This window comes from Bradyrhizobium sp. HKCCYLS2038, from assembly GCF_051167655.1.
Classification (GTDB): domain Bacteria; phylum Pseudomonadota; class Alphaproteobacteria; order Rhizobiales; family Xanthobacteraceae; genus Bradyrhizobium.
In genome coordinates, this window is the sequence record NZ_JBNPTM010000002.1 from 846,666 (window position 1) to 871,849 (window position 25,184).

At 65.3% G+C, this 25,184-nt stretch carries 24 protein-coding genes; 9 read left to right on the forward strand and 15 right to left on the reverse strand.

Features of this window, described 5'->3' with window-relative positions; translation table 11 throughout:
- Nucleotides 1-22: 22 nt before the first annotated feature.
- From ACQR1I_RS13080 to fliL, 5 genes are all read right to left on the reverse strand, one after another.
- Nucleotides 23-3,934 (reverse strand): tetratricopeptide repeat protein, encoded by a 3,912-nt coding sequence (locus ACQR1I_RS13080; protein ID WP_434864998.1) that lies wholly within the window; start codon nt 3,932-3,934, stop codon nt 23-25.
- Nucleotides 3,935-4,036: 102 nt separating this feature from the next.
- Complete coding sequence (locus ACQR1I_RS13085; protein WP_434864999.1) at nt 4,037-4,798, reverse strand: MotE family protein; 762 nt, start codon at nt 4,796-4,798, stop codon at nt 4,037-4,039.
- Entirely contained in the window at nt 4,795-5,274 is a 480-nt protein-coding gene (locus tag ACQR1I_RS13090; protein ID WP_434865000.1) for a DUF6468 domain-containing protein, read from the reverse strand. Before ACQR1I_RS13090 ends, ACQR1I_RS13085 begins: the two co-directional genes overlap by 4 nt.
- Nucleotides 5,271-6,473, reverse strand: coding sequence for a flagellar motor switch protein FliM (gene fliM / locus ACQR1I_RS13095; RefSeq protein WP_434865001.1), 1,203 nt, complete (start codon nt 6,471-6,473; stop codon nt 5,271-5,273). The genes ACQR1I_RS13090 and fliM overlap by 4 nt, the downstream gene beginning before the upstream one ends.
- Nucleotides 6,474-6,493: 20 nt before the next feature.
- Nucleotides 6,494-6,988 (reverse strand): flagellar basal body-associated protein FliL, encoded by a 495-nt coding sequence (gene fliL, locus ACQR1I_RS13100; protein WP_434865002.1) that lies wholly within the window; start codon nt 6,986-6,988, stop codon nt 6,494-6,496.
- Between the two features lie 388 nt (nt 6,989-7,376).
- Here fliL and flgF point away from each other — a divergent pair, with 388 nt between their 5' ends.
- Genes flgF through flgH form a run of 4 tightly spaced genes read left to right on the forward strand, consistent with a single transcriptional unit; the run spans nt 7,377 to nt 10,827 of the window.
- Nucleotides 7,377-8,141, forward strand: coding sequence for a flagellar basal-body rod protein FlgF (flgF, locus tag ACQR1I_RS13105; protein ID WP_434865003.1), 765 nt, complete (start codon nt 7,377-7,379; stop codon nt 8,139-8,141).
- Between the two features lie 25 nt (nt 8,142-8,166).
- On the forward strand, nt 8,167-8,955 hold the full coding sequence (gene flgG, locus ACQR1I_RS13110; protein ID WP_434865004.1) for a flagellar basal-body rod protein FlgG: 789 nt from the start codon (nt 8,167-8,169) through the stop codon (nt 8,953-8,955).
- A 19-nt stretch (nt 8,956-8,974) separates the two neighbouring features.
- Entirely contained in the window at nt 8,975-10,042 is a 1,068-nt protein-coding gene (gene flgA / locus ACQR1I_RS13115; RefSeq protein WP_434865005.1) for a flagellar basal body P-ring formation chaperone FlgA, read from the forward strand.
- A gap of 5 nt (nt 10,043-10,047) precedes the next feature.
- Nucleotides 10,048-10,827: a flagellar basal body L-ring protein FlgH gene (flgH, locus tag ACQR1I_RS13120; RefSeq protein ID WP_434865006.1), complete on the forward strand. Its 780-nt coding sequence runs from the start codon at nt 10,048-10,050 to the stop codon at nt 10,825-10,827.
- Nucleotides 10,828-11,223: 396 nt separating this feature from the next.
- Here the strand turns inward: flgH and ACQR1I_RS13125 are convergent, their stop codons facing one another.
- From ACQR1I_RS13125 to ACQR1I_RS13155, 7 genes are all read right to left on the reverse strand, one after another.
- Nucleotides 11,224-12,567, reverse strand: coding sequence for a TadE/TadG family type IV pilus assembly protein (locus tag ACQR1I_RS13125; protein WP_434865007.1), 1,344 nt, complete (start codon nt 12,565-12,567; stop codon nt 11,224-11,226).
- 10 nt (nt 12,568-12,577) lie between these two features.
- Nucleotides 12,578-13,129, reverse strand: a complete 552-nt coding sequence (locus ACQR1I_RS13130; protein WP_434865008.1) for a TadE/TadG family type IV pilus assembly protein — start codon at nt 13,127-13,129, stop codon at nt 12,578-12,580.
- On the reverse strand, nt 13,129-13,626 hold the full coding sequence (locus tag ACQR1I_RS13135) for a TadE/TadG family type IV pilus assembly protein (protein WP_434865009.1): 498 nt from the start codon (nt 13,624-13,626) through the stop codon (nt 13,129-13,131). Before ACQR1I_RS13135 ends, ACQR1I_RS13130 begins: the two co-directional genes overlap by 1 nt.
- Nucleotides 13,627-13,985: 359 nt before the next feature.
- Nucleotides 13,986-14,777: a 2-keto-4-pentenoate hydratase gene (locus tag ACQR1I_RS13140; protein ID WP_434865010.1), complete on the reverse strand. Its 792-nt coding sequence runs from the start codon at nt 14,775-14,777 to the stop codon at nt 13,986-13,988.
- 346 nt (nt 14,778-15,123) lie between these two features.
- Entirely contained in the window at nt 15,124-17,235 is a 2,112-nt protein-coding gene (locus ACQR1I_RS13145) for a sensor histidine kinase (protein WP_434865011.1), read from the reverse strand.
- Between the two features lie 171 nt (nt 17,236-17,406).
- Nucleotides 17,407-17,772 (reverse strand): RNA polymerase-binding protein DksA, encoded by a 366-nt coding sequence (dksA, locus tag ACQR1I_RS13150; protein WP_172889752.1) that lies wholly within the window; start codon nt 17,770-17,772, stop codon nt 17,407-17,409.
- A gap of 227 nt (nt 17,773-17,999) precedes the next feature.
- Complete coding sequence (locus ACQR1I_RS13155; RefSeq protein ID WP_434865012.1) at nt 18,000-18,611, reverse strand: NAD(P)-dependent oxidoreductase; 612 nt, start codon at nt 18,609-18,611, stop codon at nt 18,000-18,002.
- 144 nt (nt 18,612-18,755) lie between these two features.
- Between ACQR1I_RS13155 and ACQR1I_RS13160 the strand changes: the two genes are divergently transcribed.
- Nucleotides 18,756-19,130 (forward strand): winged helix-turn-helix transcriptional regulator, encoded by a 375-nt coding sequence (locus tag ACQR1I_RS13160; protein WP_434865013.1) that lies wholly within the window; start codon nt 18,756-18,758, stop codon nt 19,128-19,130.
- Nucleotides 19,131-19,138: 8 nt separating this feature from the next.
- Here ACQR1I_RS13160 and ACQR1I_RS13165 read toward each other — a convergent pair whose 3' ends face one another.
- Complete coding sequence (locus tag ACQR1I_RS13165) at nt 19,139-19,552, reverse strand: flagellar assembly protein FliX (RefSeq protein ID WP_434865014.1); 414 nt, start codon at nt 19,550-19,552, stop codon at nt 19,139-19,141.
- 271 nt (nt 19,553-19,823) lie between these two features.
- On the opposite strand from ACQR1I_RS13165, the gene ACQR1I_RS13170 reads away from it, so the two are divergent.
- The 4 genes from ACQR1I_RS13170 to ACQR1I_RS13185 all read left to right on the forward strand — a co-directional run bounded on the left by ACQR1I_RS13170 (nt 19,824) and on the right by ACQR1I_RS13185 (nt 22,495).
- On the forward strand, nt 19,824-20,948 hold the full coding sequence (locus ACQR1I_RS13170; RefSeq protein ID WP_434865015.1) for a flagellar basal body P-ring protein FlgI: 1,125 nt from the start codon (nt 19,824-19,826) through the stop codon (nt 20,946-20,948).
- Complete coding sequence (gene flgJ / locus ACQR1I_RS13175) at nt 20,948-21,334, forward strand: flagellar assembly peptidoglycan hydrolase FlgJ (RefSeq protein WP_434865016.1); 387 nt, start codon at nt 20,948-20,950, stop codon at nt 21,332-21,334. The genes ACQR1I_RS13170 and flgJ overlap by 1 nt, the downstream gene beginning before the upstream one ends.
- 70 nt (nt 21,335-21,404) lie before the next feature.
- The gene (locus ACQR1I_RS13180) at nt 21,405-21,890 is read left to right on the forward strand and encodes a hypothetical protein (protein ID WP_434865017.1); all 486 of its coding nucleotides are present in this window, start codon (nt 21,405-21,407) and stop codon (nt 21,888-21,890) included.
- A gap of 218 nt (nt 21,891-22,108) precedes the next feature.
- Nucleotides 22,109-22,495, forward strand: coding sequence for a hypothetical protein (locus ACQR1I_RS13185; RefSeq protein WP_434865018.1), 387 nt, complete (start codon nt 22,109-22,111; stop codon nt 22,493-22,495).
- Nucleotides 22,496-22,718: 223 nt separating this feature from the next.
- Here ACQR1I_RS13185 and flaF read toward each other — a convergent pair whose 3' ends face one another.
- Nucleotides 22,719-23,084 (reverse strand): flagellar biosynthesis regulator FlaF, encoded by a 366-nt coding sequence (gene flaF, locus ACQR1I_RS13190; protein WP_434865019.1) that lies wholly within the window; start codon nt 23,082-23,084, stop codon nt 22,719-22,721.
- A gap of 361 nt (nt 23,085-23,445) precedes the next feature.
- Nucleotides 23,446-25,017 carry a flagellin gene (locus ACQR1I_RS13195; RefSeq protein WP_434865020.1) on the reverse strand — a complete coding sequence of 524 codons (1,572 nt, stop codon included), beginning with the start codon at nt 25,015-25,017 and terminating at the stop codon, nt 23,446-23,448.
- Between the last annotated feature and the right edge of the window lie 167 nt (nt 25,018-25,184).

Consider the following 25,184-nt stretch of genomic DNA (forward strand, 5'->3'; position numbering starts at 1 on the left):
AGGGCCGCCGCTCCGCGCGAGATCAACGGCCGGCGATCGCCTGCTTGACGCCCTTGATGCGCGGCAGGCCGCCGGTCTGGTCGGACTCGACCTTGGCGGCATCCTTCGCGGCATCCTTGCCCTCCGGCTTGCCGGTCGCATCGGGGAAGCGGGCCCGCATGTCGCGCAGGAAGCCGTCGAGCGTATCGACGCCGGCCGCCATCTTGGCGATCTGGGCGAACTCCGCGCTCGAGCCGCTGGCCGGCTTGCTGGCGACGTCGAAGGCGATCTTGTCGGCCTCGCCGGTCATCAGCGGCGCGTATTTCTCGCGGAAGCGCGCCAGCCCGATGGCATCGTCCGCCAGCGCATAGCCGACGACGGCGCGCAGGATGTCGCCGCGCTCGGCCGGATTGAGCGGCCGGAAATCGCGCCAGCGGTCGCCGTAGTACAGCTCGATCTGCTCGGACGCCTCGCGCCAGCGCCGCGATGCCCAGTAGATGTCGGAGCGCAGCCGGATCGCCTCGCGGCCCCCGACGTTGGTGATGATGTCGAGCGCGAGATCATGGCGGCCGATGTCGCTGTCGGCGCGCGCCTCCAGCAGCAGCCGCTGCTGGCGCAGCTCGCCCGAGAGATCGGCGATGCGGCTGGTGCGCAGTGCCTCGATGGCGCGGTCCGGCTTGCGGTTGGTGAGGTAGACCATGGCGAGACGCGCGGCCACCTGGGCGCGCGCCGCACCTTCGAGACGGTGATCGACCTGGTATTGCAGGAGCTCGGCCGCCTGGTCGAGCAGATCGATTCCGGCGAGACGGTCGGCCAGCTTGCGGATCATCTCGTCGCCGCGCCGGCCGATCGGGGTCAGCTCGCGGAAGCCGTAGAAGATGCTGAGCGCGTCGACCGGCGGCAGCTCGTCGGCCTTGCCGCCGAGGAACAGCTGCGAGAACAGCCGCTGCGCGGCGTCCTGGGCCTGGCGCGCCAGGTCGGAATTCGGCGACAGGCGGGTCGCCATGCGCGCGGCCTCGAGCGAGTCAGCGTAGCGCCCGGCCTCCTCGTACATCTGCGCCATCATCTGCAACGTTTGCACCTCGACGGCATCGCCGCGCCAGGTCGCCTGCAGCGTCTCCAGATCCTTGAGCGCGTCGGGCGGCTTGATCTCGCCGCGCTTCTGCAGAAGCTTGATCTCGTACAGCTTGGCCTCGGCCGCTGCCATGCGGTCGTTGGAGTTGATGGCGGAGCGGTACTCGTCGAGCGCGTCCTTCTCCTGCGCCATCGCTTCCGCCAGCCGGCCGCGCAGCACGGCGACGTCCGCCTTCATGTCCGCGGGCACGCCGATCACGTCGAGCTCGGCGCGCCGCTTGGCGGCGCCGGCGAAATCCTTGATCTCGAGCGCCGACTTCATCGCGTCCGCGATCACGATGCGCTGCAGGTCCAGCGGCAGCGAGGCAATGGCGAACTCGACGTTCTTCAGCTTCTCGCGGGCGTCGGCGAACTTGCCCTGCCGCGCATAGGCCAGCCCCTTCCACATCTGCGAGTCGAAATTGTTGCCGATCGAGGACGTGGCGAGATCCTTCAGGCCCTGATCCGGCCGGCCCATCAGGATGCTGGCGACCGCATGGATCATCAGCATCGCGGTCTCGTCGGTGCGCGGGTCGGAGTCCGAGATCATCAGGTTGGTGATGCCGCGGGCCTCCGGATACATCGCGCGCGCCATGTAGAAGCGCGCCAGCGCCAGCCGCGCCTGCGCACGGCGCTCCGGCTCCGCCTCGGCAGCCGCCTTGATCAGCATGTCCTCGCGCGGCACGAACGGCTGGGCCTGGTTCTTCTGCCATTCGTCGATGTCGAACATCGGCCTGACCGCCGTCGGCGCCCGCTCCGGCGAGAAGCCGATCGAGGAGAGTGTCAGCCCGCCCGGCCGCCCGAGGATCACCTTGTCGGGCGCGATCTCGACGGCGACGTCGTCGGAGTTCGGGCGCACCGCGATGCCGTGGACGGAATCGAGCAATGACAGATCGACGAAATCCTGGCGCTTGATGAAGCCGCGGATCGGCGGCGGCGCCGTGACCACCAGCAGCGTGTCGCCGGCATCGGGATCGGTCAGCCGGTGCAGCATCCCGGCCCCGGGGTTGGCGAGCGGCACCATCACGTTGGCGAGCGCCGGATCGGTGACGTTGCGCATCACCATCAGCGGCTGCTGATTGGTCTGGCCCTTGTCGGCGAAGGACAGCGTCCAGCTGCGGCCGCCGTCGTCGCTGCCGAGCGAATGCATCTGCGGCCGGTTGAGGCGGATGCGGATCGCCTGGCCCTTGTCGAGCGGCATCCGGTTGACCTCGCCGATGATCGCGCCGCCCTTGGCCTTGATCGGCTCGACGTCGACGGGCTTGGTCGAATCGAACACCATCCACACCGTATCGCCGCGGCGGAACAGCGCCGCCGGCGTGACCTGGCCGAAGCCGAAGCTGAGCCGCAGGCCCTCGCTGTCGCGCAGCGCCTCCAGCGAGGCAGCGCCGGTTGCGGCCTTCTCGGCGGGCTTCTCCGCCGGCTTTGCCGCCTCGGCCTTCGCGGACTCGACCTTCGTAGACTCGACCTTCGTGGACTCGGGCTTCGCAGCCTCGGCATGGGACGCATCAGGCTTGGCCGCTTCCATCTTCGGCGCTTCGACCTTCTCCGGCGCGGAGTGGTCAGCATCCGCCTTCGCCACTTCAGGCTTGGCAGTCTCAGGCTTGGCAGCTTCAGGCTTGGCAGCCTCAAGCTTGGCATCTTCAGGCCTGGTGATTTCAGACTCGGCGATTTCGAACTTGGTGGCTTCAGGCTTGGCGACTTCAGGCTTGGCAGCCTCGTGCGTTCCCGCTTCGGGCGCGGCTTCCGTCTTCGTCGCAGCGGCCGCAGCATGGGCCGGCTCGGCGGCGGGTTCGGTCGCCGGAGCCGCGATGGCGGGCTTGGCTTCCGCCTTCATCTCCTGCGCAATGGTCTCCGAGGTCGGCGGCACGATGTCGCGCTGAGCCGCGGGCTTCGGCTTGTCGCCATTCGACTTCTCGCCGCCGGCCTTGTCGCCATGCCCCTTCTCCGCGGCGGCGGCCTTGGCGCCCGGCAGCGTATCCGAGGACACCGCGGCCACCTTCTTGTCCGGCTGCACATAGGCGACGTCGATGTTGTAGTTCTTCTCGTCGCGGAAGGCGTGGACGTCGACCTCGCCGATCATGCCGATCTCGACCACGGTCTTGTTGCCGTCGATGCGCTGGTTGATTCCGGCGACGTTCGGCGGCGACACGATCTTGGCATCGGCGAGATCGAAGTTGAGTGGCGCGGAGAAGTACAGCGACATCTTCTGATCGTTCATGACCGAGGAGATACCGACTCCGTCGGGAATCTCGAACACGAAGCGCACGAAGGTCGGCTGCACCAGCGCACGCACGCGGATCGGCGGCCGCTTCTTGGATTCCACTTCGGCGCGCTGCAGGCGCAGCGCGCGCTCGGCGGCGCGGGCGCGCTCGGCGAGCTCGCGCACGACCTCGGCCGGCAGCGGCGGCGGCGGACCGGTCCAGCTGTCCGGCAGCAGGTCGATGAACACGCGCTCGCCCGCGGTCATGGTGTTGACGCGCACCTTGCGCGACAGCGACAGCCGCAGCGCCGATCCGTCGGGATCGCCGCGCGCCGAGGAGATGTAGTCGGGCGCCGCATCGACCCAGCGATCGATCGGAACGTTGGCCGGACGATCGAACCTGACGAGCAGGATCGAGCCGGCGGTGGTGACGTCGGCACCGACGTCCTCGGCGAATTTCAGCACCAGCCGCGCATAGCCGTTCTGGGCCGACAGGTTCGCCTCACCCGGCACCGGCGCGGCGCCGGCCGCGACCGTCGACAGCATCAAGCCGATGACGATCGCCGACAGCAACGCCAGCACGGCGCGGACGTGCGCACGGGCCTGCGACCGCAATCCGATGGGAGACGTGCGCACCATGGTCACAGCTTCCAGTTCGATATCCGTAACTTGACGGATACGCCTGCCCCGCCACGCCGGAAGTCTAGGAGCCGGCGTTTAAGGGCGCATTAAACATGCGGTTCAATTGGTCCTCACCGGCACGATCTTGCCCTCGATCTTCGGCAGCTCGGCGGCTGTGTCGGGCTTCTCGGCGCCGGCGCGACGGGCGAGCTCGACGGTGAGCCGCTCGGCCGCTTCCGGCGTCATCAGTCCGAGAATGTCGGACATCTTGCGCGGAGCGATCTGCGAAGCGATCTCGATCAGGACCGACATGTCGAGCCGGTCGAACACCTTGGCGGCGTCCTTGGGCTTCATGCCTTCGTACATCGTGACGATGCTCTTGAAGCGGGCGTTGTCGGCCTCGCTCTTCGCGGCCTGCGCGCCGGAGATGCGGCTCTCGATCGCTTTCATCTCCTCGGTCTTCGACTGGATGCGCTGCTCGGCCGCGCGCAGCAGGCTCTCGCGGATGTCGATCTCGCGCTGGCGCGCTTCGAGCTCCTGGCGGCGCGACTGCAGCCGCTCGAGGATCGCCTTCTCCGCCGGCGACACCTGCTGCTGGTTCTCCTCGGGCTTGATCACGACGCCGTCGGGCTTGGTTTCGGGGGCGGCGGGCTTGGGCGCCTCCTCCTTCTTCGGCTCTCCATGGGTGGAGCCGGTGACGATGTCGTCCTCGCGGCCTGGGTAGCCGAGGTTGATCTGGGCCCAGGACCGCTTGGTGGATTGCGGATCATAGTCGAACACGTAGCCGCCATCGATCACGAGGCCGGCCACCTTCAGGACCGCGAGGCAGGCCACCGCGATCAGGACGACGGGAATGACGCGGATGTTACGGAACGCATTCATGCGGCAAGGCCACCGGTCCTTCGACGTTCAGAGAATGCCTGGGCCGCGGCGGCAACCGCCTTGGCACCGGAGACGCGAACCTGCTCGGTGGTGATCGCCGGCACCGGCGCAGGCGCCGGCTCGGCGGCGGCTTCAGGCGAGGTGATCGGACGCGCGGCGCTCGCAATCCGCGACAGACGGCGCACCACGCCGTCGCTCTCGGCGAGCTGCTTGCGCAGCTGCTCCGACATCTGCGTCGCCGCGGCGAGCTGATTGCCGAGATTGTCGTTGACGTCGCGCACCGCGAGCTTGAGGCCGCCGATCGCGCGCTCGGCGATCTCGGTCGCGGTGATCAGCTCGGCGATGACCGCCTTCAGCGAATGCTCGTCCGCCTTGAGCCGCTTCAGCCTGGCGTTCAGCAGCATGCAATAGCCGATGGTCAGCACCAGAAGGACTGCGACCAGGCTTTCGATGATCAATCCGAGGGAGTGGTTCATTGGGCCTCCATCAACTTGTTCTGGCCTTCGGCGCCTTCGAACATTGCAAGCGTGGTATTGGGCTTGCGCAGATTCTTGGTGACGCGGATCGCGACGCGATCGCCGACCCGGCCCATCCGTCCCTCGGTCAGCATCGTGCTGCCGCAACGGACCGCGACCAGCGCATCGGGGCGGATGTCGAGCGGCAGGGTGTCGCCGACCTTCAGCCGCATCAGCTGCTTCAGCGGCACGTCCGCCTCGTAGAGCACGGCGTCGACGGCGATCTCGGCCTGCGCGATCTCGGTGGCGAAGTGGCCTTCCCAGACCGGATCGCGGCCGAACTTCTCGCCCATGAACATCTGCAACAGCACCGGCCGGATCGGCTCGATCGTCGCATAGGGCAGCAGCAGCTCGACGTTGCCGCCGCGATCTTCCATGTCGATGCGCAGCTTCACGAGGATCGCCGCATTGGCCGGGCGGCTGATCGCGGCGAAACGCGGATTGGTCTCGAGCCGGTCGATGGTGAAGGTGACCGGCGACAGCGGCCGGAACGCCTGCTCGGCATCCGCCAGCACCACCTCGATCAGCCGCTTCACCAGATTGGTCTCGATCGTCGTGTAGGGCCGCCCCTCGACGCGCATCTGGCTGGTGCCGCGCCGGCCGCCCAGCAGCACGTCGATGATCGAATAGATCAAGGTGGAATCGACGGTCGCGAGGCCGAAATTCTCCCACTCCTCGGCCTTGAAGACCGAGAGCACCGCCGGCAGCGGAATCGAATTCATGTAGTCGCCGAACCGCACCGAGGTGATGCGGTCGAGCGTGACCTCGACGTTGTCGGAGGTGAAGTTGCGCAGGCTGGTCGTCATCAGCCGCACCAGGCGGTCGAAGACGATTTCGAGCATCGGCAGACGCTCGTAGGAGACCATCGCCGAATCGATGATCGCGCGAATGCCGGAATGGTCGTCGAGGCTGACCTCGCCTGCGGTAAAGCCGAGGAGATTGTCGATCTCCTCCTGCGACAGCACGCGCTCGCCGCCGTTCTTGGTGGCGCCGAAATCGCGGCTGCCGTCCTCGACCATCGCGGCCCATTGCAGGGCCATCGATTCGGTGAGTTCATTGGCAGCTGCGGCTTCTGCGGCCTCCGCGGGATCCTCGGAATCGAGCGAGGCTTCCCATTGCGCGGCTATCGCATCTTGGTCGACTGGATCGTTGCCCGCCATGATCGTTGAGCTTCTCTGCCTTACTGGACCACGATTTCCTTGAACAACACCGCGTTGACCTGGTTGGGCGCCAGCGCGACGTTGACCCGCTTGGTGAGCTCCTCCTTGAGCCGGAACAGGCCGGCGGAGCCGTTGAGGTCGCTCGGACGAAGCTCGCGCAGGTAGGTCTGGAAGATGTCGGTGACGCGCGGCAGCGTCGGCTTGATGTGCTCGACCTGCTTCTCCTCCTTCACCTCCAGCACGATCTTCACCTTCAGATACTGGACGCGGTCACCGGGATTGCCGACCAGATTGACCAGCAGATCCGGCACTTCGACGAAGGCCGGCGGCTTCGGCGCCGGCGCCGCCTCGGCATGATGCTCGTCCTTCTTCTGGCCGAAGAAGAAGAAATAGGACGCACCGCCGACGCCGAGCAGCGCCAGCGCACCGACGATCATGATGATCAGCTTGAGCTTGCTCTTGGGCGCGCCTGCTTGCTCTTCGCCCTCGCCTGCTCCGCCTTCGTTCTCAGCCATGGCCTTCGGTGTCCCCAGACAAAATCACGGGAAGCCGACCGATGCCGCCAGAAAGCTCGATGACGCGAAACCAATGCTCCCAGCGCATCCGCGCTTCGTTGATGGGAACGCTACGGTAACAATGGTTAACGGAAGCTTTCTTTTGTTAAGGAGGTGGGAAAATCTTGCCGGGCAAATATGGTTAGCGCGCCGTTATTGCCGGGTATGTCGGGCCCCATCAAAAACCCAAATCATTGATCCATATACTATTTTCAGGTTGGCACGGCTTTCGCTCTACCTCCCTCGAACCCGCCGGCTTGGGAGAGCTGAACGGTTCACAGAAGACCCGCTTCAGGCCGCCTTGGGAGAGGCACCGCGAGCGGGATTCGTTAAGAGGGGAGATCGACCGGTGGAGAATGCGCTTCTCATCGGATTGTCGCGGCAGATGGTGCTGGAGCGGCAACTCGACGTCGTTGCCAACAACGTTGCCAACGTCAACACCAACGGCTTCAAGGCCGATCAGCAGCTGTTCGAGGAGTATCTCTCCTCCGGCGCGCATGAAGACAATTTTCCGGGCGCCGCCCGCAAGGTCGCCTATGTGCAGGACCGCGGCACCTATCGCGACTTCTCGCAGGGCTCGATGCAGCGCACCGGCAACGCGCTCGACGTCGCCATCTCCGGAGACGGTTTCCTGGCGGTGCAGACCGCAGCCGGCGAGCGCTACACCCGCGACGGCAATCTGCACATGAACAATACCGGCCAGCTCGTCACCGCGGCCGGCGATGCGGTGCTCGGCACCGGCGGCCCGATCGTGTTCCAGCCGACCGACCACGACATCAACATCTCGCCCGACGGCACCGTCACCGTGGTCGAAGGCGTCAACCGCACCGATTCGATCCGCGGCAAGCTGCGCCTGGTCAGCTTCCCCGATCCGCAAGCCGCGCAGAAGCAGGGCAACAACCTGTATTCCGCCCCGGGCGGCGCCGCGCCGCAGCAGGACATCAAGTCCACCGTCCAGCAGGGCTACATCGAGAAGTCGAACGTCAGCGCGGTCGGCGAGATGAGCAAGATGGTCGAAGTGATGCGTTCCTACACCCAGGTCGCCAACATGCTGCAGGTCCAGAGCGACCTGCGCAAGAACGCGATCGAGAAACTCGCCGACGTTCCGGCCTGACCGCAGACCTTGAAGGAGACGTAAGATGCAGGCGCTTCACACCGCTGCGACCGGAATGGCGGCCCAGGAACTCAACGTCCAGGTGATCTCCAACAACATCGCCAACCTCCGCACCACCGGCTTCAAGAAGCAGACGGCGGCGTTCCAGGACTTGATCTACGAGCACATGCGCCGGGTCGGCGCGCAGTCCTCGGACCAGGGCACGATCCTCCCCGTGGGCATCGACATCGGCGGCGGCGTCAAGACCGTCGGCACGCCGCGCTCGATGACCCAGGGCACGCTGTCGCAGACCGGCAACGACCTCGACCTGGCGATCACCGGCGAGGGCTTCTTCAAGGTCCTGATGCCGGACGGCACCTATCAGTACACCCGCGACGGCACCTTCCAGATGGACAACCAGGGCCGCATCGTCACCGCGCAGGGCAACCCGGTGCAGCCGACGATCTCGATCCCGCAGAACGCCTCGGGCATCACGGTGAACGCACAAGGCCAGGTCTCGGTGACGCTGCCGGGCTCGACCACCTCGAACGTCGTCGGCACCATCCAGCTCACCCGCTTCATCAACAAGGCCGGCCTGCAGCCGGTCGGCAACAACCAGTTCACCGACACGCCCTCCTCAGGCGCGCCGCAGGACGGCGTCGCCAACCAGGAAGGCTATGGCAGCATCACCCAGGGCAGCCTGGAGCAGGCCAATGTCGACGTCGTCAGCGAGATGAGCGAGCTGATCGCCGCCCAGCGCGCCTATGAGATGAACGCCAAGGTCATCTCCGCCGCCGACCAGATGATGCAGTCGACCACTGCGCTGTTCCGCTGAGGTCTGAAGGGAGATCACGATGATGACCCGGACTGCCCGCCCCTTCCTGTTCGCCGCCGCCCTGCTGGCGTCCACCGCCGTGCCGGTGCTGGCCGGCGAGGCCGACGACCAGATCCGCGCTCCCGTTCTGCGCGCCACCGTCAACGTCACCGGCGACATCGTGCGCGTCGGCGACCTGATCGAGAATGCCGGCGTGGCCGCGAACGTCGCCGTCTACCGCGCGCCCGATCTCGGCACCACCGGCGTGCTGCCGGCCGCGCAGGTGATCGCGACGCTGCGCAGCCACCAGGTCATCGGCGTCGACATCCGCGACATCAAGGAGGTCGCGGTGACGCGGCTTGCCCGCGCCATCGATGCCAAGGAGATCGGCAACGCGGTGGCGCTGGCGCTCGAGCATCGCAACGGGCTCGGCGATGCCGCTGGCCTCAACGTCAGCTTCGACCAGCCGGTGCAGGACCTGAAGTTCGACGCGTCCACCAGCGGCGCCCTGGCGCCCACCAATGTCCGCTTCGACCCGCGCAGCGGCCGGTTCGAGGTCAGCTTCGAGCTCGGCCATGGCAATGGCGCTGCGACCACCAAGCTGCGCTACACGGGCACGGCGATCGACACCGTCGAAGCCGTGGTGCTGATCCGCAACCTCGACCGCAACGAGATGATCCGCGCCGGCGACCTGCAGACCGAGCGGCGGCCGCGCGCCGAACTCGGCGGCGCCGAGCCGGCCTCGCGCGAGCTCGCGATCGGCATGCAGATGCGCCGTCCGGTCCGCGCCGGTCAGGCGCTGAAGGCCACCGACCTCGCCAAGCCCGACCTGGTGCAGCGCGACCAGGCGGTGACGCTGATCTACCAGACCGCCGGCATCTATCTCACCACGCGCGGCAAGGCGCTGGAATCCGGCACCGAGGGCGACGTCGTCAGCGTCATCAATTTGCAGTCCAAGCGCACCATCGCCGGCCGCGTCAGCGGACGTGGACAGGTCTCCGTCGACATCGCCGTCGCCAAGCCGGCGCAGACCTCGGAAGCCGACATCGCCGCGCCCGTGTCCGTCGCCAGCCGCCTTCCCTCCTCCGCCACCCCGAAAGCCGAGTAAGTTTCATGTCGACGTTCAAGTTTGATGGTCAGGGTGCTGCGCGCCTGCGGCGGGTCGCACTGGTCTCGGTGTCGTTCGCGGTGCTGTCGGTGGCCGGTGGCTGCTCCTCGATCGACCGCCTGACGCAGATCGGCGAGCGGCCGAGGCTGACGGAAATCGACAACCCGACGACACAGCCGGGCTACAAGCCGGTGCAGATGCCGATGCCGAAGCCGGAAGCGGTGTCCTACGCGCCGAACTCGCTGTGGCGCAACGGCTCACGCGCCTTCTTCAAGGACCAGCGCGCGCATCAGGTCGGCGACATCCTCACGGTGACGGTCAGCATCTCCGACCAGGCCAATTTCGCCAACGAGACCCAGCGCAGCCGCAAGAACTCGGAAGATTCGGGGATCACCGACTTCATCGGCGCCAAGACGTTGGGCACCCAGGCGCTGAAGGTGCTGCCGGGACGCATCCTGACCGCCGACGGCACCGCGTCGTCCGACGGCAAGGGCTCGATCCAGCGCCAGGAAACGTTGCAGACCAACGTCGCCGCCGTGGTGACGCAGGTTCTGCCGAACGGCAATCTGGTGGTCGAGGGCAAGCAGGAGATCCGCGTCAACTTCGAGATCCGTGAGCTGATCGTCGCCGGTATCGTGCGTCCCGAGGACATCCAGAGCGACAACACCATCGAGAGCTCGAAGATCGCCCAGGCCCGCATCTCCTACGGCGGCCGTGGCCAGATCACCGACGTGCAGCAGCCGCGCTATGGCCAGCAGGTGATGGACATCCTGCTGCCGTTCTGAGGCGAAGACCAAGATCGAACGTGATCGGGCGGACCATCCGGCCGCCCGGTTCCGGAGCAAGCCGCCGCCGACGCGATCGGCAATCAGGAACGAAGGATCGAACAACAGGATGAAAATCCCTCCTCGCCCGGCGAGGAGGGTCAGGCAACGGATCGGCCGAGCGCGAGACGGTCATGATGACCCGCAGCCACCGCCCATCACCTGAAACGAGCTCCCACATTGCCCAACGCGAACCTAGGCGCCACGGGTGATGTATACGCGGCCTCCGGTAGCTCCCCTGCCGGAGGCCGTGTTCGTTTCGACAACGCCACGCGTGACCGTCACGCCACGCGTGACAGGGCGACGAAGGCACAATCCGGCACGCATCGAGGCCGCATCGGACCGGTGCGCCGCGCCTCAGTTGGACAGATGGGATTCGATCGACGAGATGGCAGTCTTGAACAGCGTGGTCATGGCCGCGGTGATGTCGTCATCCGTGCTGACCGAAAAATACAGGCCCGAGCTGGCGCAGCTCTGCAGATTGGGACCGATATTGGGCTGAAACTTCGCGACGTAGTTGTTGTAGAAGTTGTCGGTCGGCAGCGGATAGTATTGGGTATAGAGCACCGCGATCTTGACGCCGCGGCTCTTGATGGTGCTGCACAGCGAGATGTCGAACGGCTGAACGCAGCGTGTGATGCCGTGATGCACGAGGACCGTCTGGCTGCACGTGCTGGTCTGCTTGCTCTCGACGCCGTCGGTCGCAATGAACAGAAGTCCCTGCGGAGAGCTGCCTGATGCGCCCGAGCCCGGCGTGCCCATGACGCTGTTCATGGCGGACAGCGCCGAGGCGAAATCCGTATCGGCGTCATAATTGTACAGGGTCGAGGTGATGTTGTTCTGCGAGTAGACCTGCAGCACGTCGACGCTCGCCGCGGCCGTGCCGGCCAGCGACAGATTGCTCGTCAGCGACTGCACGGTCGTCAGCGACGTTCCCAGATCGCTGCTGTTGAACGTGTAGACGCCCATCCGGAACGAGGAATTGTACTGCGCGGCCAAGGACGTTGCCGTGCTGGTCAGGGACTTCGTCGCCGTGGCCATGTTCTGGATGCGCGTCACCACATTGAGCGACTGCGCGAGCTTGTAATTGTCCCATCCCGTCGGGTTGCCCGGCGTGTCGGTGCTGTTGGGATTCGACTGATGACAGGCGAAGGCGCAGCCGGCGCCGCCTTCCTGCTGCGGCGTGTTCTTCAGCATCGTGTTGATGCCGGCCGTGGTGGCGGCGATCGCCATCGAGGGCGAGTTGTCCAGCAGCATGTAGATGTCGATATTGGGCGCAGAAGAGGACGAGGCTGTCGCGGTGCCGTTAAATGGCCATGCGTTCTGCCCCAGCACGTTGGGGAAGATGTTGGTGGACGTTGCGCTGTAGGTGACGGTGGCGGTGCGCGCCAAGCCATTCTGCGTCACCGAGACCTGCGGCGCCGGATAGGTCACACCGGAGATCGCCGAAGCCTGCGCCGAGAACACGTTGGTCGCCACCGTCGCCGCCTGTGTCGTGGTCTGCGACATCAAGGACGGCGACACCGCCGCGAGCGCCGCGGAGTCCGCCGCGGCATTCAGCCGCTCGCGCTTGTAGATGACGGACGCATAGTCCAGCGTCATGCCACATAGGAACACGGCAGGCACCATGGCCAGCGCAAAGATGACCGCGACGTTACCCCGGCCGTCACGGAGGAAGCCGCTGAGATGATTGCGACGCATGACGAAGGCCTCAGGAATTGACGCGGCTGACCGATGTCGAGAGCCGCGGATAGAAATAGCTGGTCTGGTAGACGTTGATGGTCTTGGTGAAGACGAAACCGAGCCAGGGCTTGTAGGGATAGGTCACCTCGCTCCAGATCAGCGACGTGTTCGCGATCTGCAGCGCCTTGGGCAAGGTGACCGCCTTGCCGACCGTTTGGGGGGTCCCGTTGAGCGAGTCGCTCCAGATGATCTTGCCCTGCCCCTTGGAATCCGTCGTGACCTGGGTGACGGTCACGATCATGTCCGACGTCGTATAGGGCGCGACCACGAGCGACGCGGCACCGAGGATGCCGCTCATCGTGCTGTTGTCGATGCTCGTGTATTGAGAGGTGAGATCCGCAACCCGGCTGGCGGCGAGCGAGGCCTTGAACTGGACCGCGAAGCCGTTGCCGGCCTCGATGCTGCCGAGATAGAGCGCCAGCATGAAGGGGAGAACGATGGCGAACTCCGTCGCAGCGACGGCCCTGTCGTCGCCAATGAAGCCCTGAAGCGACGGGCGAAGACGAGGGAGCAGCGCCATCACGACGGCTCCCGCTTGAAGACGTTGGTCGAGACCAGAAGCCGGTTGCCGTTCGACAGGTTGGCCAGGTTGAAGCCGAGCGGTCCCAGCATGACGGGCCATTGGTACAGCACCTGCACGACGACCACGTCGCCGGGATTGCCCAGCGAGTAGCTCCAGGTGTTGGTCACGTTGCCCTTCGAATCGAATGTGAGCGTCGGTGTCGTCGTGCTGACGCCGGAAAACGAGCTGTAGCTCTGCACGTTCACCATCAGATTGTTGCAGGTGAAGAAGATCACCGTCTTCTGGCAGGCCCAATCGGCGAATTGCGACTGCGTCAGCCCCGCGGTCTGCGCCTGCCCCGTCAGGATCACGCGGCTGGCCTGGCTCACCACTTCATCGAGCAGGCGCTGCGCGAGAAACACGATCATCGTCTGGATGATGGCCACCAGCAGCGCGATGAACGGTGCCGCAACCAGGCCGAATTCGACGGCTGCCGCGCCCTGCTCGGCGCGCATGAAGCGCCGCCAACGGAACCCGCGACGCGCGACGTCGCTGAAGCGAGCGACTGATCCAATTCGCCGAGCACGTTGAGGTGCCAATCTGATCATTCCAGCACGCCACTGTGCGATTCAATCCGAGCAGGAACTCAGACATGACGGATCCGCGTAAACCCGGAGTTAGTTCTGCAGCACCCCGTATTCATACGGCGTCGGCCGCCCGGCCAGACGAAGCGCGGCGTTCTCAGATCAACTCCACAGAAAGGAAGGTCGCAGCAACCGGCGCCCCCGACGTTCCATCAGGGCCTTCAGCCTTTCGGTCCAGGCAAGCGAGGATGGCGGATGGACGGCCGCTCTCTTATGGATCGTCGCTCGCCTCAGACGAAGGCTGCCTCGACCACGCCCAGTCCATCCAGCTCCATCCGCACCCGGTCGCCGGCCGCGAGCCACACCGTCTTCACCAGGCTGCCGGTCAGCACCAGCTGCCCGGCCTCGAGCCCGTCGCCGCGCGCGGCGAGATGGTTGGCCAGCCAGGCAAGCGCATGGAGGGGATGGCCCAGCACGTCGGCGCCAGAGCCCTGCCCGGCCAAGGCGCCGTTCACGAAGGCGCGGCCCTGCACGGCAGCGAGATCCCCGGCACGATCGCGCGGGACGGCGGGACCGAGCACGCATCCGGCGGCGAAGAAATCATCGGCCACCAGCGTCGGGGCGCCCATGGTCTCCCATTTCACATAACGGTCGTCGACGATCTCGATCGCGGCGTGGCAATCGCCGATCGCGTCCCCAACATGCGCGATCGTGAACGGCGCATCCAGCGGCAGCAGGTCCTTCGCGAGCCGCACCGCGATCTCGCATTCGACGCCGACCCTGACGTAATCGGCCGCGCGCAGAACGACCCCGGAGGCGTGAACACCGCCCGCGAACACGCCACCCGCGCAAGGATGCGGAATGCCAATGTAGTCCTGCATCACCTTGCTGGTGCAACCGATCTTGTAGCCGGCGAAATCGCCGGCGTGCTCGGCGAGCAGCCAGTGAACTTCATGCTGGATCTCATAGCCGGCCGCTTCATCCTTCGGCTGAAGGTGAGCCGGCAGCGCCGCAAGCGGCGTCCGCTCGCGGCGGGCGCCCACGATCAATTGCGCGGCGGCAAGGACCTCGTCTGCTCCCATGATCGTTCAACTCCCGCTGTCAGCCGCCCGAAGCGGCCTCTCAGATGTTATGGTGAACAGCCTGTTATCAAACGGCTTTCGTGGCTGGCCTTATCCCCTCTCACGGCAACTTCGCGCCGCATTCGAAGGGCCGGCGCTGTTCAGATGGTGCTTCAGCCACGTCGCGGCGACTCCCGCCGAGCTTCAGCAGGCTCTCCGCCGACGCCCGCGATGATCTCATCATTCGCTGGCGGATTCCAGCCGAGCAGGCCCCGCGCATGGTGGCGGCGCCCCCTTCGACGAGGATGGCCCGAGCGCCCCTTTTGCTCACCCCCCGCGCGCGGTGCAACGGGCTCTGCCACGGGGATCAGTTCGCCTCGCTGAGAGCCTCCGTAGCGGCTTCCTGGCGCGTCTCCAGCCAGGGCAGCTCGAAAGAACAGGTCAGCCCGCTGTCGCCGAACGTGCGTTGCAGATGCCGGACGGTGCGTGTCAGCAGCCGGCTGCCGAAACCGACCACCGGCGGCTCCCGCGCCGGCGGGCCGCCGCGCTCCTCCCAGCGGACGTGCAGCACGTCGGCGCCGAGCGACCAGTTGACCTCGATATGGCCGGCCGGCGTGGTCAGCGCACCGTATTTGCTCGCGTTGCAGGCCATCTCGTGAATGACCAACGCCAGCTGGGTCGTCATCTCCACAGGCACCAGAATGGCGGGGCCGCTGAGGGCGAGTTGATCCGGTGCACTGGCGAACGGCGCCACCTGGCTGGTGACGAGCGCGGCGAGATCGGCGCCCTGCCAGTCGCTTTCCGCGAGGCTGGTGTGGACCGTGGCGAGCGCATGCAGCCGCGAGGTGAAGTCGCGAACCTTGGCATCGTGGCGGGGCAGCAGCTGGTGCGCGAGCGATTGCACCACTGCCAGGCTGTTCTTGACGCGATGGGCCAGTTCGTGAACCAGCAGCTCACGCTTGCGGTCGGCCTCTTTTGCCGCGGTGACATCGATGTTGACGCCGATCATCTGCAGATCGCTGCCGTCCTCGCCGCGCAACATCCGCGCACGCGCCTCGATCCAACGGACCGAGCCGTCCGGCAGCGGCACCCGCCATTCGGAATCGAGCTCGCCGGTGATCAAGGCCTGCTTGTTGTCGTGGTCGGCATGGGCCTGGTCCTCCGGATGCACGAGCGCCAGCCAGTCGTTGTAGGTACCGGGGAACGTCCCGGGCTTGAGCCCATAGAGCTCCTCGATCTCGTCCGACCATTGGCTGGTGCCAGACTTCGGGTCCCAGATGAAAGTGCCGAGCCGGCCGTATTTGGCGGCAAGCTTGAGCTGCTCGGCAGTGCGCGAGGCATCATCGCGCGCGTGAGCGAGCAGTCGAAAGTTGTCCTGGACGATGCGCGCGCTCTCGGCCTGAGCTTTTTCGGCCGCGGCCAGACGTGCATTGAGCGCTCGCACCTCCGGAGGATCCGACGGCCCGGCCTCTCCCGGGATCGAGCTCGTCACTGCGATGCTGCCGAGCGGCCGCGCGATACTGGTCCCGATCATCGCGGCGAGCAGCAGCGCCAGCGCGCAGATCGTGGTCGCCGCGATGGTCGCGGTCTTGACGGTCGAGGAGATCGCTTGCGCGAACGCGCCCTGCTTGATGCCGACGCCGACCGTCCAGTCGCTGAGCTGCGGATGCGCATTGGCGTTGATGATGCGGTCGCCCTCCACCGACGGAAATTCCGAGATGCCCGGCGCCTTGGCATGGGCGCGCCACCCAGCCGACGCAGGCTGGCCCGTCGTCGTCGCGTTCTTCGGAATGCGCGAGATGTAGCGGCCCTGCCCGTCCATGATGCCGACCAGCCAGTCGGCCGGGAGCTGCTGCTGCGCCAGCAGCCGCGTATAGTTGGTCGCGGGCATCGCGATCGACAGTGACCGGAACGGCTTGCCATCCTTGAAGACGGGAACGTCGACGGTGGCGACCCATTCGCCTGAATTGGGACCCATGAAGACGTCCGAGATCGACGGTTGCCCGGTCAGGAACGCACGCTCCGCCGAGCGCCGGCCCTCCGGGGTGCGCTCGCCCAGCGGCTTGCCTGGCGCGCCGATGGTGTTCAGCAGCAGCCGTCCCTCAGCGTCGGACACGACGATCCAGGCGTCCCCGCTCACCAGCCCGACGCGGCGCGCCTCCGCTTCGAACTCGGTCATGTCAGCCGCGCCCAGTTCGGGGGACTTCCCCAGCACCTCGGCGAGAGCGATGTAGCGACGCAGCTCGGCGTCGACGGCGCCGGAGATGGTCTGGGCTGCATAGGACAGGCCGCGGCGGATGGAATCGTCGGCGGATTGCGCCATCGAGGCGATGACATACGCAATCAGGCCGACGCAGGGCAGGAACAGGATGCCCGCCAGCAGCACGAGACGTCCCTTGATGCTCAGAACACCATAAGAGCGCTGCAAGGCCGCGAGCGCGCCTTCCAGCGCGCCAGTCGATGTCTCCGGATTCCGCATAGTCCCCCGCGGCCGTTCCGAGATGGAACTGCCAACAATTCGGGAACGGCGGTAAAGTTCCTCGCGTCCGCGAGAAACCGCGGAGCGTGCGACATCAGATCGGCGCGCAAAGATCCTGCGGCCGCACCCGGCAGGCGGCCGCAATCATGGCTCCCGGTTCACCCCCGCGACTTATTCGTCGCGATAGACTTTTTCGCGCTTCTCGTGGCGTTCCTGCGCCTCCACCGAAAGCGTCGCGATCGGACGGGCTTCGAGCCGCTTCAGCGAAATCGGCTCGCCGGTCTCTTCGCAATAGCCGTAGGTGTTGTCCTCGATGCGCTGGAGCGCCGCGTCGATCTTGGAGATCAGCTTGCGCTGGCGGTCGCGGGCGCGAAGCTCGATCGCCCGGTCGGTTTCCGACGACGCCCGATCGGCGAGGTCGGGGTGGTTCACGTTCTCCTCCTGCAGAGCCTGCAGGGTGAGCTTCGATTCGCGCAGGATTTCCTCCTTCCATGCCAGCAGCTTGGCGCGGAAGTAGTCGCGCTGGCGGTCGTTCATGAAAGGCTCTTTTTCGGAAGGTTTGTAGTTCTTCAACTTTTCCAAGGTCAGCCCATCTGTACGTGCTGGCGCCGGTTTCGGCACCGGCGGACGGAATACGCCCGTTCGCGGCCGCGTTATATAGCGGCCTCTTGTGACAGACAATATTTCCATCGACACGGGCGCCCCGCCGTCCCGCCATTGTCCAGCCCAAATTGCGGCGGGACGGCAGGGCGCCTGGGACTGCCTCAATAACCGACCGTGAAACGGGCACGCCGGTGCGCTGGACGCTCGATTTCGTCGGCCATCGCAACGGCGAAGTCCTCGAAGGTGATGAAGCTCTTGCCCTCGGCATCGACCAACAGCTGGTCCGTTCCGAGCCGGAACTTGCCCGTTCGGGCGCCAAAATCGATCATTGCGGAGGGCGACAGGAAGGTCCAGTCGAGCTCCTTCTCCTGGCGCAGCCGGTCGAGGAACGCTCCACCCTTCTCCGCTTCGGCCTTGTACATGGCCGGAAAGTTGGGCGTCGTCACCAGCCGCACGCCCGGCGCGACCTCGAGCGAGCCGGCGCCGCCGACCACGAGGTAACGCGATACGCCGGAATCCCTGGCAGCTCCGATCAGGGTCTCGGCATCGCTGGCCAGAAAATGGATCGAGCTGACCGCGACGTCGTGGCCGGCCCACAGCTTGGCCAGCGCGGCGCGGTCGTTGGCATCGCCCTGCACCGCGGTGACATTGGCGTGGGCCGCGATCTTCTCCGGATTCCGCGCGATGCCGGTGACCTGATGGCCACGGCTGGCCAGCTCGGCGGTAATACGGGATCCGGCACGGCCGGAGGCACCGGCGACGGCGATCTTCATGCTGCAACTCCTTGTTTGCGATCGTTCGGTCGGAGCGAAGGCTCTGGACGAAATCCCCTCGGTATCCGATAGTGACTAGATAGCGGAACGAATGCTGGTGTTTAGAGCGCACTTTAAGATCACCAGGTCACGCCGGAGTAACCGATGCGAGCTGCCAACGTCTATGCGGCCGACTGCCCGACCCGTCAGATCCTCGACCGCGTCGGTGACAAATGGGCCGTGCTGATCCTGATCCTGCTGCGCAACGAACCGTTGCGGTTCAATCAGTTGCGGCGGACGATCGAAGGCATTTCGCAGAAGATGCTCTCGCAAGTGTTGAAGAGCCTGGAGCGCGACGGGCTGGTGCGGCGGCGCGCGATCGCCACCGTACCGGTGACGGTCGAGTATTCGATCACGCCGCTCGGGCTGACGCTCGCCGCCGCGCTCGACCCGTTGCGCGACTGGGCGGAGCAGCATCTCAAGGACGTCACCGCCGCGCAGCGGCGCTACGATGCGCAGACGTCGGCGAAGGCAGCCTGAGCCGGCGGTCAGGTCTGCCCAGACTTGGCGAGCTCAACTTCGACGCGGAGCTCGATCTCCGACAGGATTGCGTCCAGCCGCGCGTCGCCGGAGGTCTGCTTCAGGTCGGCCGCGGCATCGCGCAGCCGCAGCGCCATGGTTGTATCGAGCTTGCCCGCGAGCAGCGAAAGCTTGAGATCATCGAGCACGTCGAGCGCGCGCTTGCCGCGCTGGACCGAACGCTTGCGGCGTTCGGCCGGATCCTCCTCAATGCCCTGCAGCGCCAGCAGCGCGTCGATGTTGGCGGTCTGCTTCGGCGCCAAGGTCGCGCGCGTCTCCTGCGTGGTGCCGGCGTCGGGCAACTTGAAGCCGCCGGACGAGGTCTTCCGCGTGGAGCTGGTCGACGTGTTCAGCGTCGTTCCGTTCGGTCCGTAGATGCGCATCGGTGGCTCCCCGCAAGCTCTGCGTGTCGGAGCGGAGATTGGCTGCGTCGTGGTTAACGGTGCGTAAATGGCCCGGCAAATTCTGCCGGGGCGGCAGCTTCGTTCCTCCGTGCTGACCCGGAATGGCAACAAGTCGCGCGATCGATTTCACACTCTTTCAATGAGTTAGTCAGGAGCATCGCCCTGGCACGGCCCTCGCATAGATGATGCCGATCATGCGGTCATGGGAGTGGCCAATTGATCACTTGGAAGAGTTCGAGGGGAGCATAGGATGCGACGCGTCCGACTTACGCGCCTGTTTCAGGCCGCTTGCGCCGCCATGCTGGCGCTGGCCTCTGCCGTCATGTCCGCGCATGCGACGTCGCGGATCAAGGATCTCGCCAATATCGAAGGCGTGCGCCAGAACCAGCTGATCGGCTACGGCCTCGTGGTCGGCCTCAACGGCACCGGCGATACGCTCAACAACATCCCGTTCACCAAGCAGTCGCTGCAGGCGATGCTCGAGCGCATGGGCGTCAACATCCGCGGCGCCACCATCCGCACCGGCAACGTCGCCGCCGTCATGGTCACCGGCAATCTGCCGCCGTTCGCGACACAGGGCACGCGCATGGACGTGACGGTGTCGGCGCTCGGCGACGCCAAGAACCTGCAGGGCGGCACCCTGCTCGTCACCCCCCTGCTCGGCGCCGACGGCAACGTCTATGCCGTGGCGCAGGGCTCGCTGGCGATCTCCGGCTTCCAGGCCGAGGGCGAGGCCGCCAAGATCGTGCGCGGCGTGCCGACGGTCGGCCGTATCGCCAACGGCGCCATCATCGAGCGCGAGATCGAGTTCGCGCTGAACCGGCTGCCGAACGTGCGGCTGGCGCTGCGCAATGCCGACTTCACCACCGCCAAGCGGATCGCGGCCGCAGTGAACGATTTCCTCGGCGTCAAGACCGCCGAGCCGATCGATCCGTCGACGGTGCAGCTCAGCATTCCCGCGGAGTTCAAGGGCAACGTCGTCGCCTTCATGACCGAGATCGAGCAGCTGCAGGTCGATCCGGATCTCGCCGCCAAGATCGTCATCGACGAGCGCTCCGGCATCATCGTGATGGGCCGCGACGTCCGCGTCGCCACCGTGGCGGTCGCACAAGGCAACCTGACCGTCACGATCTCCGAGAGCCCGCAGGTAAGCCAGCCCAACCCGCTGTCGCGCGGCCGTACCGTGGTCACGCCGCGCACCAGCGTCGGGGTCCAGGAGGACGGCAAGAAGTTCGCAGTCGTCAAGGACGGCGTCTCGCTGCAGCAATTGGTCGATGGCCTCAACGGCCTCGGCATCGGACCGCGCGACCTGATCAGCATCCTGCAGGCGATCAAGGCCGCCGGCGCGATCGAAGCCGACATCGAGGTGATGTGATGGCGACCTCCTTCGTCGATTCCTATGCCGGCCGCGTGCCGCTCAGCATGCCGCACGCGGCGGCGACCACAGCGCCCCGCACCGACTTCGATCTCGCAGAAGCCCTCACCAAGGTCTCCCCGAAGGCCCAGGCCAAAGCCAAGGCGACTGCAACCGATTTCGAGGCGATGTTTCTCAATTCCATGTTCTCGCAGATGACGAGCGGCGTGAAGGGCGATGGCCCATTCGGCAACACGCCGGGCACCGGTGTCTGGCGCTCGATGCTGACGGAGGAATATTCGAAGAACTTCGCCAAGGCCGGCGGCGTCGGCATTTCCAACGACATCTATCGCACGCTGATCCTGCAGCAGGCCAAGAGCAGCACGACCGCCGACGTCAAGGCGTGATCGTTTGCGTGACAAGCGCGTGGCCTCGTTACGGCTCACGCCCAAGGAAGTCAGTCAAGGGAGTTATGAAATGACCGCACAGGGCCAGGCGAAGAAAACCACCTACACCGCCGCGGCAAGCGCGGCCGAGGCGCGCGCGCTCGCCGACGAGATGGTCGGCGTCATGAGCGAGCTGATCACTGTTATCGAGCAGGAGACCGAGCTGGTCCGCGCCGGCAAGCTCAGCGAGGGCATGGCATTCGGACCGAAGAAGACCGAGCTCTCACGTCACTACGTCTCCACCGTGGGCCGCCTGAAGGCCAGCCAGCCGTTCATGAAGCAGGCGACTCCCGAGCTTCTGGCAACGCTGCATCGCCACCACGATACGTTCCGCGCCATGCTGCAGGTGAATCTGACCGTGCTGGCCACGGCTCATGCCATCTCGGAGAAGGTCGTGCGCGGGGTCAACGCGGAGATCCAGCGCCGCAACGTCCCCAATACCTACACCGCCGGTGGCCGCCGCGCCGCCCCCGGGCCGCGCCATCTGACGCCGCTGGCGGTCAGCCGGACGCTCTGAGCCGCCCGCACGTCGACCCCCTTCCCCGAATATCGGGAGCCGCGCCACCGTGAAGGTCGCGCGGCTCTCGCCGTTCGATGCACGGATTAAGATTAAAACGGTGGCATTACACGCAACGCAGCGTTCATCCTATTTCCTAACATAACGTTGATTGGTCATCGGCATAGTTGCAAGCGGGATGGGTTGGGAATTGACTCGATGGCCATGAGGAGGCTGCCATGAGTTCCGACTTCAGCGTTAGACCGGTGGGTGCGCCAGCGCCTGCCCCGATCATTCAGCCGTCGAACCAGGCGGTGGTGAACGCTGTTCCGACGGATCTTCCTCCCAGTCAGAGCGTGACTGCGGCGGACTCCGGCACACCTGTGCGCAACGACGTGCAGGCCAACGTCGCGAGCGAGCTGTCCGTCTCGCGCCAGGCCTATTACGACCGTGCTGCGGCAGCGCTGGTGTTCCAGGTCGTCAATCGCAAGACCGACCAGGTCGTGAACCAATTTCCCGACGAGGCCGTGCTGCGCCGCCGCGCCTACTTCAACACCCTCGACATGCAGAAGGATCTGCACAAGGAAGACGTGCCGCGAGTGATGCCGACGGACCGTACGGCCTGAGCGGGATCAGAGCAGCCGATCACCCGCTCGCCACGACACGCCGCCCCTTGGGGCGGCGCTGTCGTTTCGGGGACAGGAAAGGCGGACTTGATTGTTCGGAGGGGGCCTGGGCGTTGTTGAGCCAGGTCTCGGACCTTGCCACGCCGGTCGCCACGTGCTCGATCGTGGTATGGCCGTTGGCCGTCAAATCGGCCAAGGATGCCATTCTCTCCGGCCTCGTCGATCAGCTGCGTCCGGACAGGCCAGCGGCGATATGGCAGTTGATGTCGATCAGCGACTTCAGCTTGGCGGGGTTCGGATCCATCTGCATCTCGATCGTCTGCTTCATCACGAACACGCCGATGTTGGCGATGTTCTGGCGAACCTCGAGCGAGTTCGGATTGTCGTTCATCTCCATTGCGCTCATGAAAATCGTCCACAGACGACGATTGAAGAGCAGTGCCTTGTACATGTTCCGATCAGGGCCGTTCCAATTGGCTTGAACGTCCTGCAGCTGCCGCGCCGCCTTCAACAATGCCTGAGCTTCGATCTCCCGTGGTGATGCCGTCGTCTGCGACGTGCGTGCATAGGCTTGAGCGGCGTATGACATCAATTACTCCGGACTGACGCTGGGACACGACCAAACTGCTCGGGTTTTGTACGTTGTGCTGCTTTAAAATATGGTTAGCGGCTGTTAGCGGATTTCATGTCGTGGCGTTGCTGGACACCGCGAAATCTCCGTGTCTGCTGCACCTCTTAATTTGATGCGAACGCAGCGATTCAAATTGTCAGAAAGAAAACGCCGCGCGGACCCCCGTAAAACAACGAGGCTGCCATGCCCCGGCTCGCGCAACCGTCGCGCCGGAAGCGCGCGTGGTCCACGCGTTGAGCGCGCAACAAACGAGAGCTGCAGACAAACAAGAAGCGGCGGGCAAGGCCCGCCGCTTCGATGATGTAAGGATGGATCGTGTTCAGCGCAGCAGCTGCAGCACGCTCGCCTGCGACTGGTTGGCGAGCGCCAGCGCCGACACCGCGATCGATTGGCGGGTCGACAGCGCCTGGCTGTTGGCCGCCTCCTCGTTGGTGTCAGCGAGCGTCAGGTTCGACGATCCGGTCTGCAGCACGTTGATCAGGTTCTTGTTGAAGTCCTGGCGGATCTGCACGATCGAGAGGTTTGAACCCAGCGACGAAGCCTCGGAGCGGATCGAGGTCGACGCGCTATTCAGCGTCGTCAGCACCCTGTTCGCCGAATTGCTGTCGAGGAAGTCGGTTCCGACCACCAGGGATGACAGGCCGAGACCCGTGCTGTTGAAAGTCACGCCCGTGATGTTCAGGGTGGACCGGCCGGTCTCGTTGAAGGTCAGCTTCAGCGTGTCGCCGTTCAGCAGGTTGATGCCGTTGAACGAGGCGTCCTGCGCGGTGGTATCGATCTGCGCGAGCACGTTGTTGTACTGCGCGATCAGACCGGCGCGGGTCGTCTGTGAGTTGGTGTCGGCCACCGGCGTAGACGCCGTCACGCCGTTGAAGGCCTGGCTGGCCGCGGTCGACGAGCCGGCCACCGCGCCGATCGTGGACGACGCTGCTTCGTTGGTGGTGAGGATCGTGAGCTGACCGTTGGTGCTCAGGCTGGCCTGCAGATTGTTCGCGGCGAGCGCGGTGTTGAGCTGCGCCAAGGTCGATATCTGCGATGCGCCTGTTCCGAACGTTATGTTCGTCGCCACACCGCCTCCTGTCGAGGCGATGGTCAATGTCTCTCCGGATAGAGCTGGAGGATTGCGTGTTGTCGTGCCGGGCGACAATCCGAGCTTGGCCAAGGCGGTGCCCGATATTGTAAGATCCTGTGCCGTGCCTGTCGCAAGAGATATCTGGCCGCCGGTCACCGATGACGGCGTCGCGGTCGCGCCGGTCACCGAATCGATCGCGGCAAGAAGGTTGCTGACGGTGTCGCCGACGCCGATATTGGTGCCCGCCGAGACGGAGCCGGCCACGAAGGTGAACACCACACCGTTGACCACGAGCGTATCACCGGTCGTGACGCTGCTGGCCAGATCGTTCGAGGTCGAGGTTGCCGTGCCCGACAGCCTGGTGGAGCCGGTGATCGCGACGGCCGAGCTGAGATTGTCGTTGTTGGTGACGCTGCCGACCACGAACTTGTTCGACGAACTGCCGAGCAGATTGTTCGCCGTGGCGCCGGAAATGACCGCCGAGGTGATGCTCGACTTGGTCGTATAACCCGTGGGTGCCTGAAGGACCTGGCTGGCGATCGACTTTGCGCTGTCGACCAGCTTCTGGAGCGAGGTCAGACCGGTATTTGCCGCCTGCAGAACCTGGACGCCGTTGCCGATGCTGTCGAGCAGGTTCGCAATGTCGCTCGCCCGGTTGTTGAGCGATTGCGCGGTGAAGAATTCGGTTGGGTTATCGAGCGCCGTGTTGACCTTGTTGCCGGTGGCCAGGTTGTTTTGAGTCGTGGCCAGCAGCGATGCGGTATTTTGCAACGCCAGCAGGTTTTGGCGAACCGAAGCCGAAAGAACGATACCGGACATGTTTGTGAAACCTTCCTAGTTATTCACCAGGAGGTTCTAGTCCACGCTGTTTTAAAACATGGTTAATGGCGCTTTAAATTTCTTGCTTAACGCCGGGTTACTGCCCGCATCCTCCATCGTCCGCGCGATCGGAACCAGTATTGATACGGACCGTCGCGCCGATCCAG

Coding starts and splice junctions, on each gene's coding strand:
- fliM (WP_434865001.1), bottom strand. CDS start 6,473: ATGGCGGGCAACGATCCAGTCGACCAAGATGCGATAGCCGCGCAATGG.
- ACQR1I_RS13160 (WP_434865013.1), top strand. CDS start 18,756: ATGCGAGCTGCCAACGTCTATGCGGCCGACTGCCCGACCCGTCAGATC.
- ACQR1I_RS13145 (WP_434865011.1), bottom strand. CDS start 17,235: ATGCGGAATCCGGAGACATCGACTGGCGCGCTGGAAGGCGCGCTCGCG.
- ACQR1I_RS13090 (WP_434865000.1), bottom strand. CDS start 5,274: ATGAACCACTCCCTCGGATTGATCATCGAAAGCCTGGTCGCAGTCCTT.
- ACQR1I_RS13185 (WP_434865018.1), top strand. CDS start 22,109: ATGAGTTCCGACTTCAGCGTTAGACCGGTGGGTGCGCCAGCGCCTGCC.
- flgJ (WP_434865016.1), top strand. CDS start 20,948: ATGGCGACCTCCTTCGTCGATTCCTATGCCGGCCGCGTGCCGCTCAGC.
- ACQR1I_RS13125 (WP_434865007.1), bottom strand. CDS start 12,567: ATGCGTCGCAATCATCTCAGCGGCTTCCTCCGTGACGGCCGGGGTAAC.
- flaF (WP_434865019.1), bottom strand. CDS start 23,084: ATGTCATACGCCGCTCAAGCCTATGCACGCACGTCGCAGACGACGGCA.
- flgA (WP_434865005.1), top strand. CDS start 8,975: ATGATGACCCGGACTGCCCGCCCCTTCCTGTTCGCCGCCGCCCTGCTG.
- ACQR1I_RS13165 (WP_434865014.1), bottom strand. CDS start 19,552: ATGCGCATCTACGGACCGAACGGAACGACGCTGAACACGTCGACCAGC.
- ACQR1I_RS13170 (WP_434865015.1), top strand. CDS start 19,824: ATGCGACGCGTCCGACTTACGCGCCTGTTTCAGGCCGCTTGCGCCGCC.
- flgH (WP_434865006.1), top strand. CDS start 10,048: ATGTCGACGTTCAAGTTTGATGGTCAGGGTGCTGCGCGCCTGCGGCGG.
- ACQR1I_RS13130 (WP_434865008.1), bottom strand. CDS start 13,129: ATGGCGCTGCTCCCTCGTCTTCGCCCGTCGCTTCAGGGCTTCATTGGC.
- ACQR1I_RS13155 (WP_434865012.1), bottom strand. CDS start 18,611: ATGAAGATCGCCGTCGCCGGTGCCTCCGGCCGTGCCGGATCCCGTATT.
- ACQR1I_RS13135 (WP_434865009.1), bottom strand. CDS start 13,626: ATGCGCGCCGAGCAGGGCGCGGCAGCCGTCGAATTCGGCCTGGTTGCG.
- fliL (WP_434865002.1), bottom strand. CDS start 6,988: ATGGCTGAGAACGAAGGCGGAGCAGGCGAGGGCGAAGAGCAAGCAGGC.
- ACQR1I_RS13195 (WP_434865020.1), bottom strand. CDS start 25,017: ATGTCCGGTATCGTTCTTTCGGCTTCGGTTCGCCAAAACCTGCTGGCG.
- ACQR1I_RS13180 (WP_434865017.1), top strand. CDS start 21,405: ATGACCGCACAGGGCCAGGCGAAGAAAACCACCTACACCGCCGCGGCA.
- dksA (WP_172889752.1), bottom strand. CDS start 17,772: ATGAACGACCGCCAGCGCGACTACTTCCGCGCCAAGCTGCTGGCATGG.
- ACQR1I_RS13080 (WP_434864998.1), bottom strand. CDS start 3,934: ATGGTGCGCACGTCTCCCATCGGATTGCGGTCGCAGGCCCGTGCGCAC.
- flgG (WP_434865004.1), top strand. CDS start 8,167: ATGCAGGCGCTTCACACCGCTGCGACCGGAATGGCGGCCCAGGAACTC.
- ACQR1I_RS13085 (WP_434864999.1), bottom strand. CDS start 4,798: ATGAATGCGTTCCGTAACATCCGCGTCATTCCCGTCGTCCTGATCGCG.
- ACQR1I_RS13140 (WP_434865010.1), bottom strand. CDS start 14,777: ATGGGAGCAGACGAGGTCCTTGCCGCCGCGCAATTGATCGTGGGCGCC.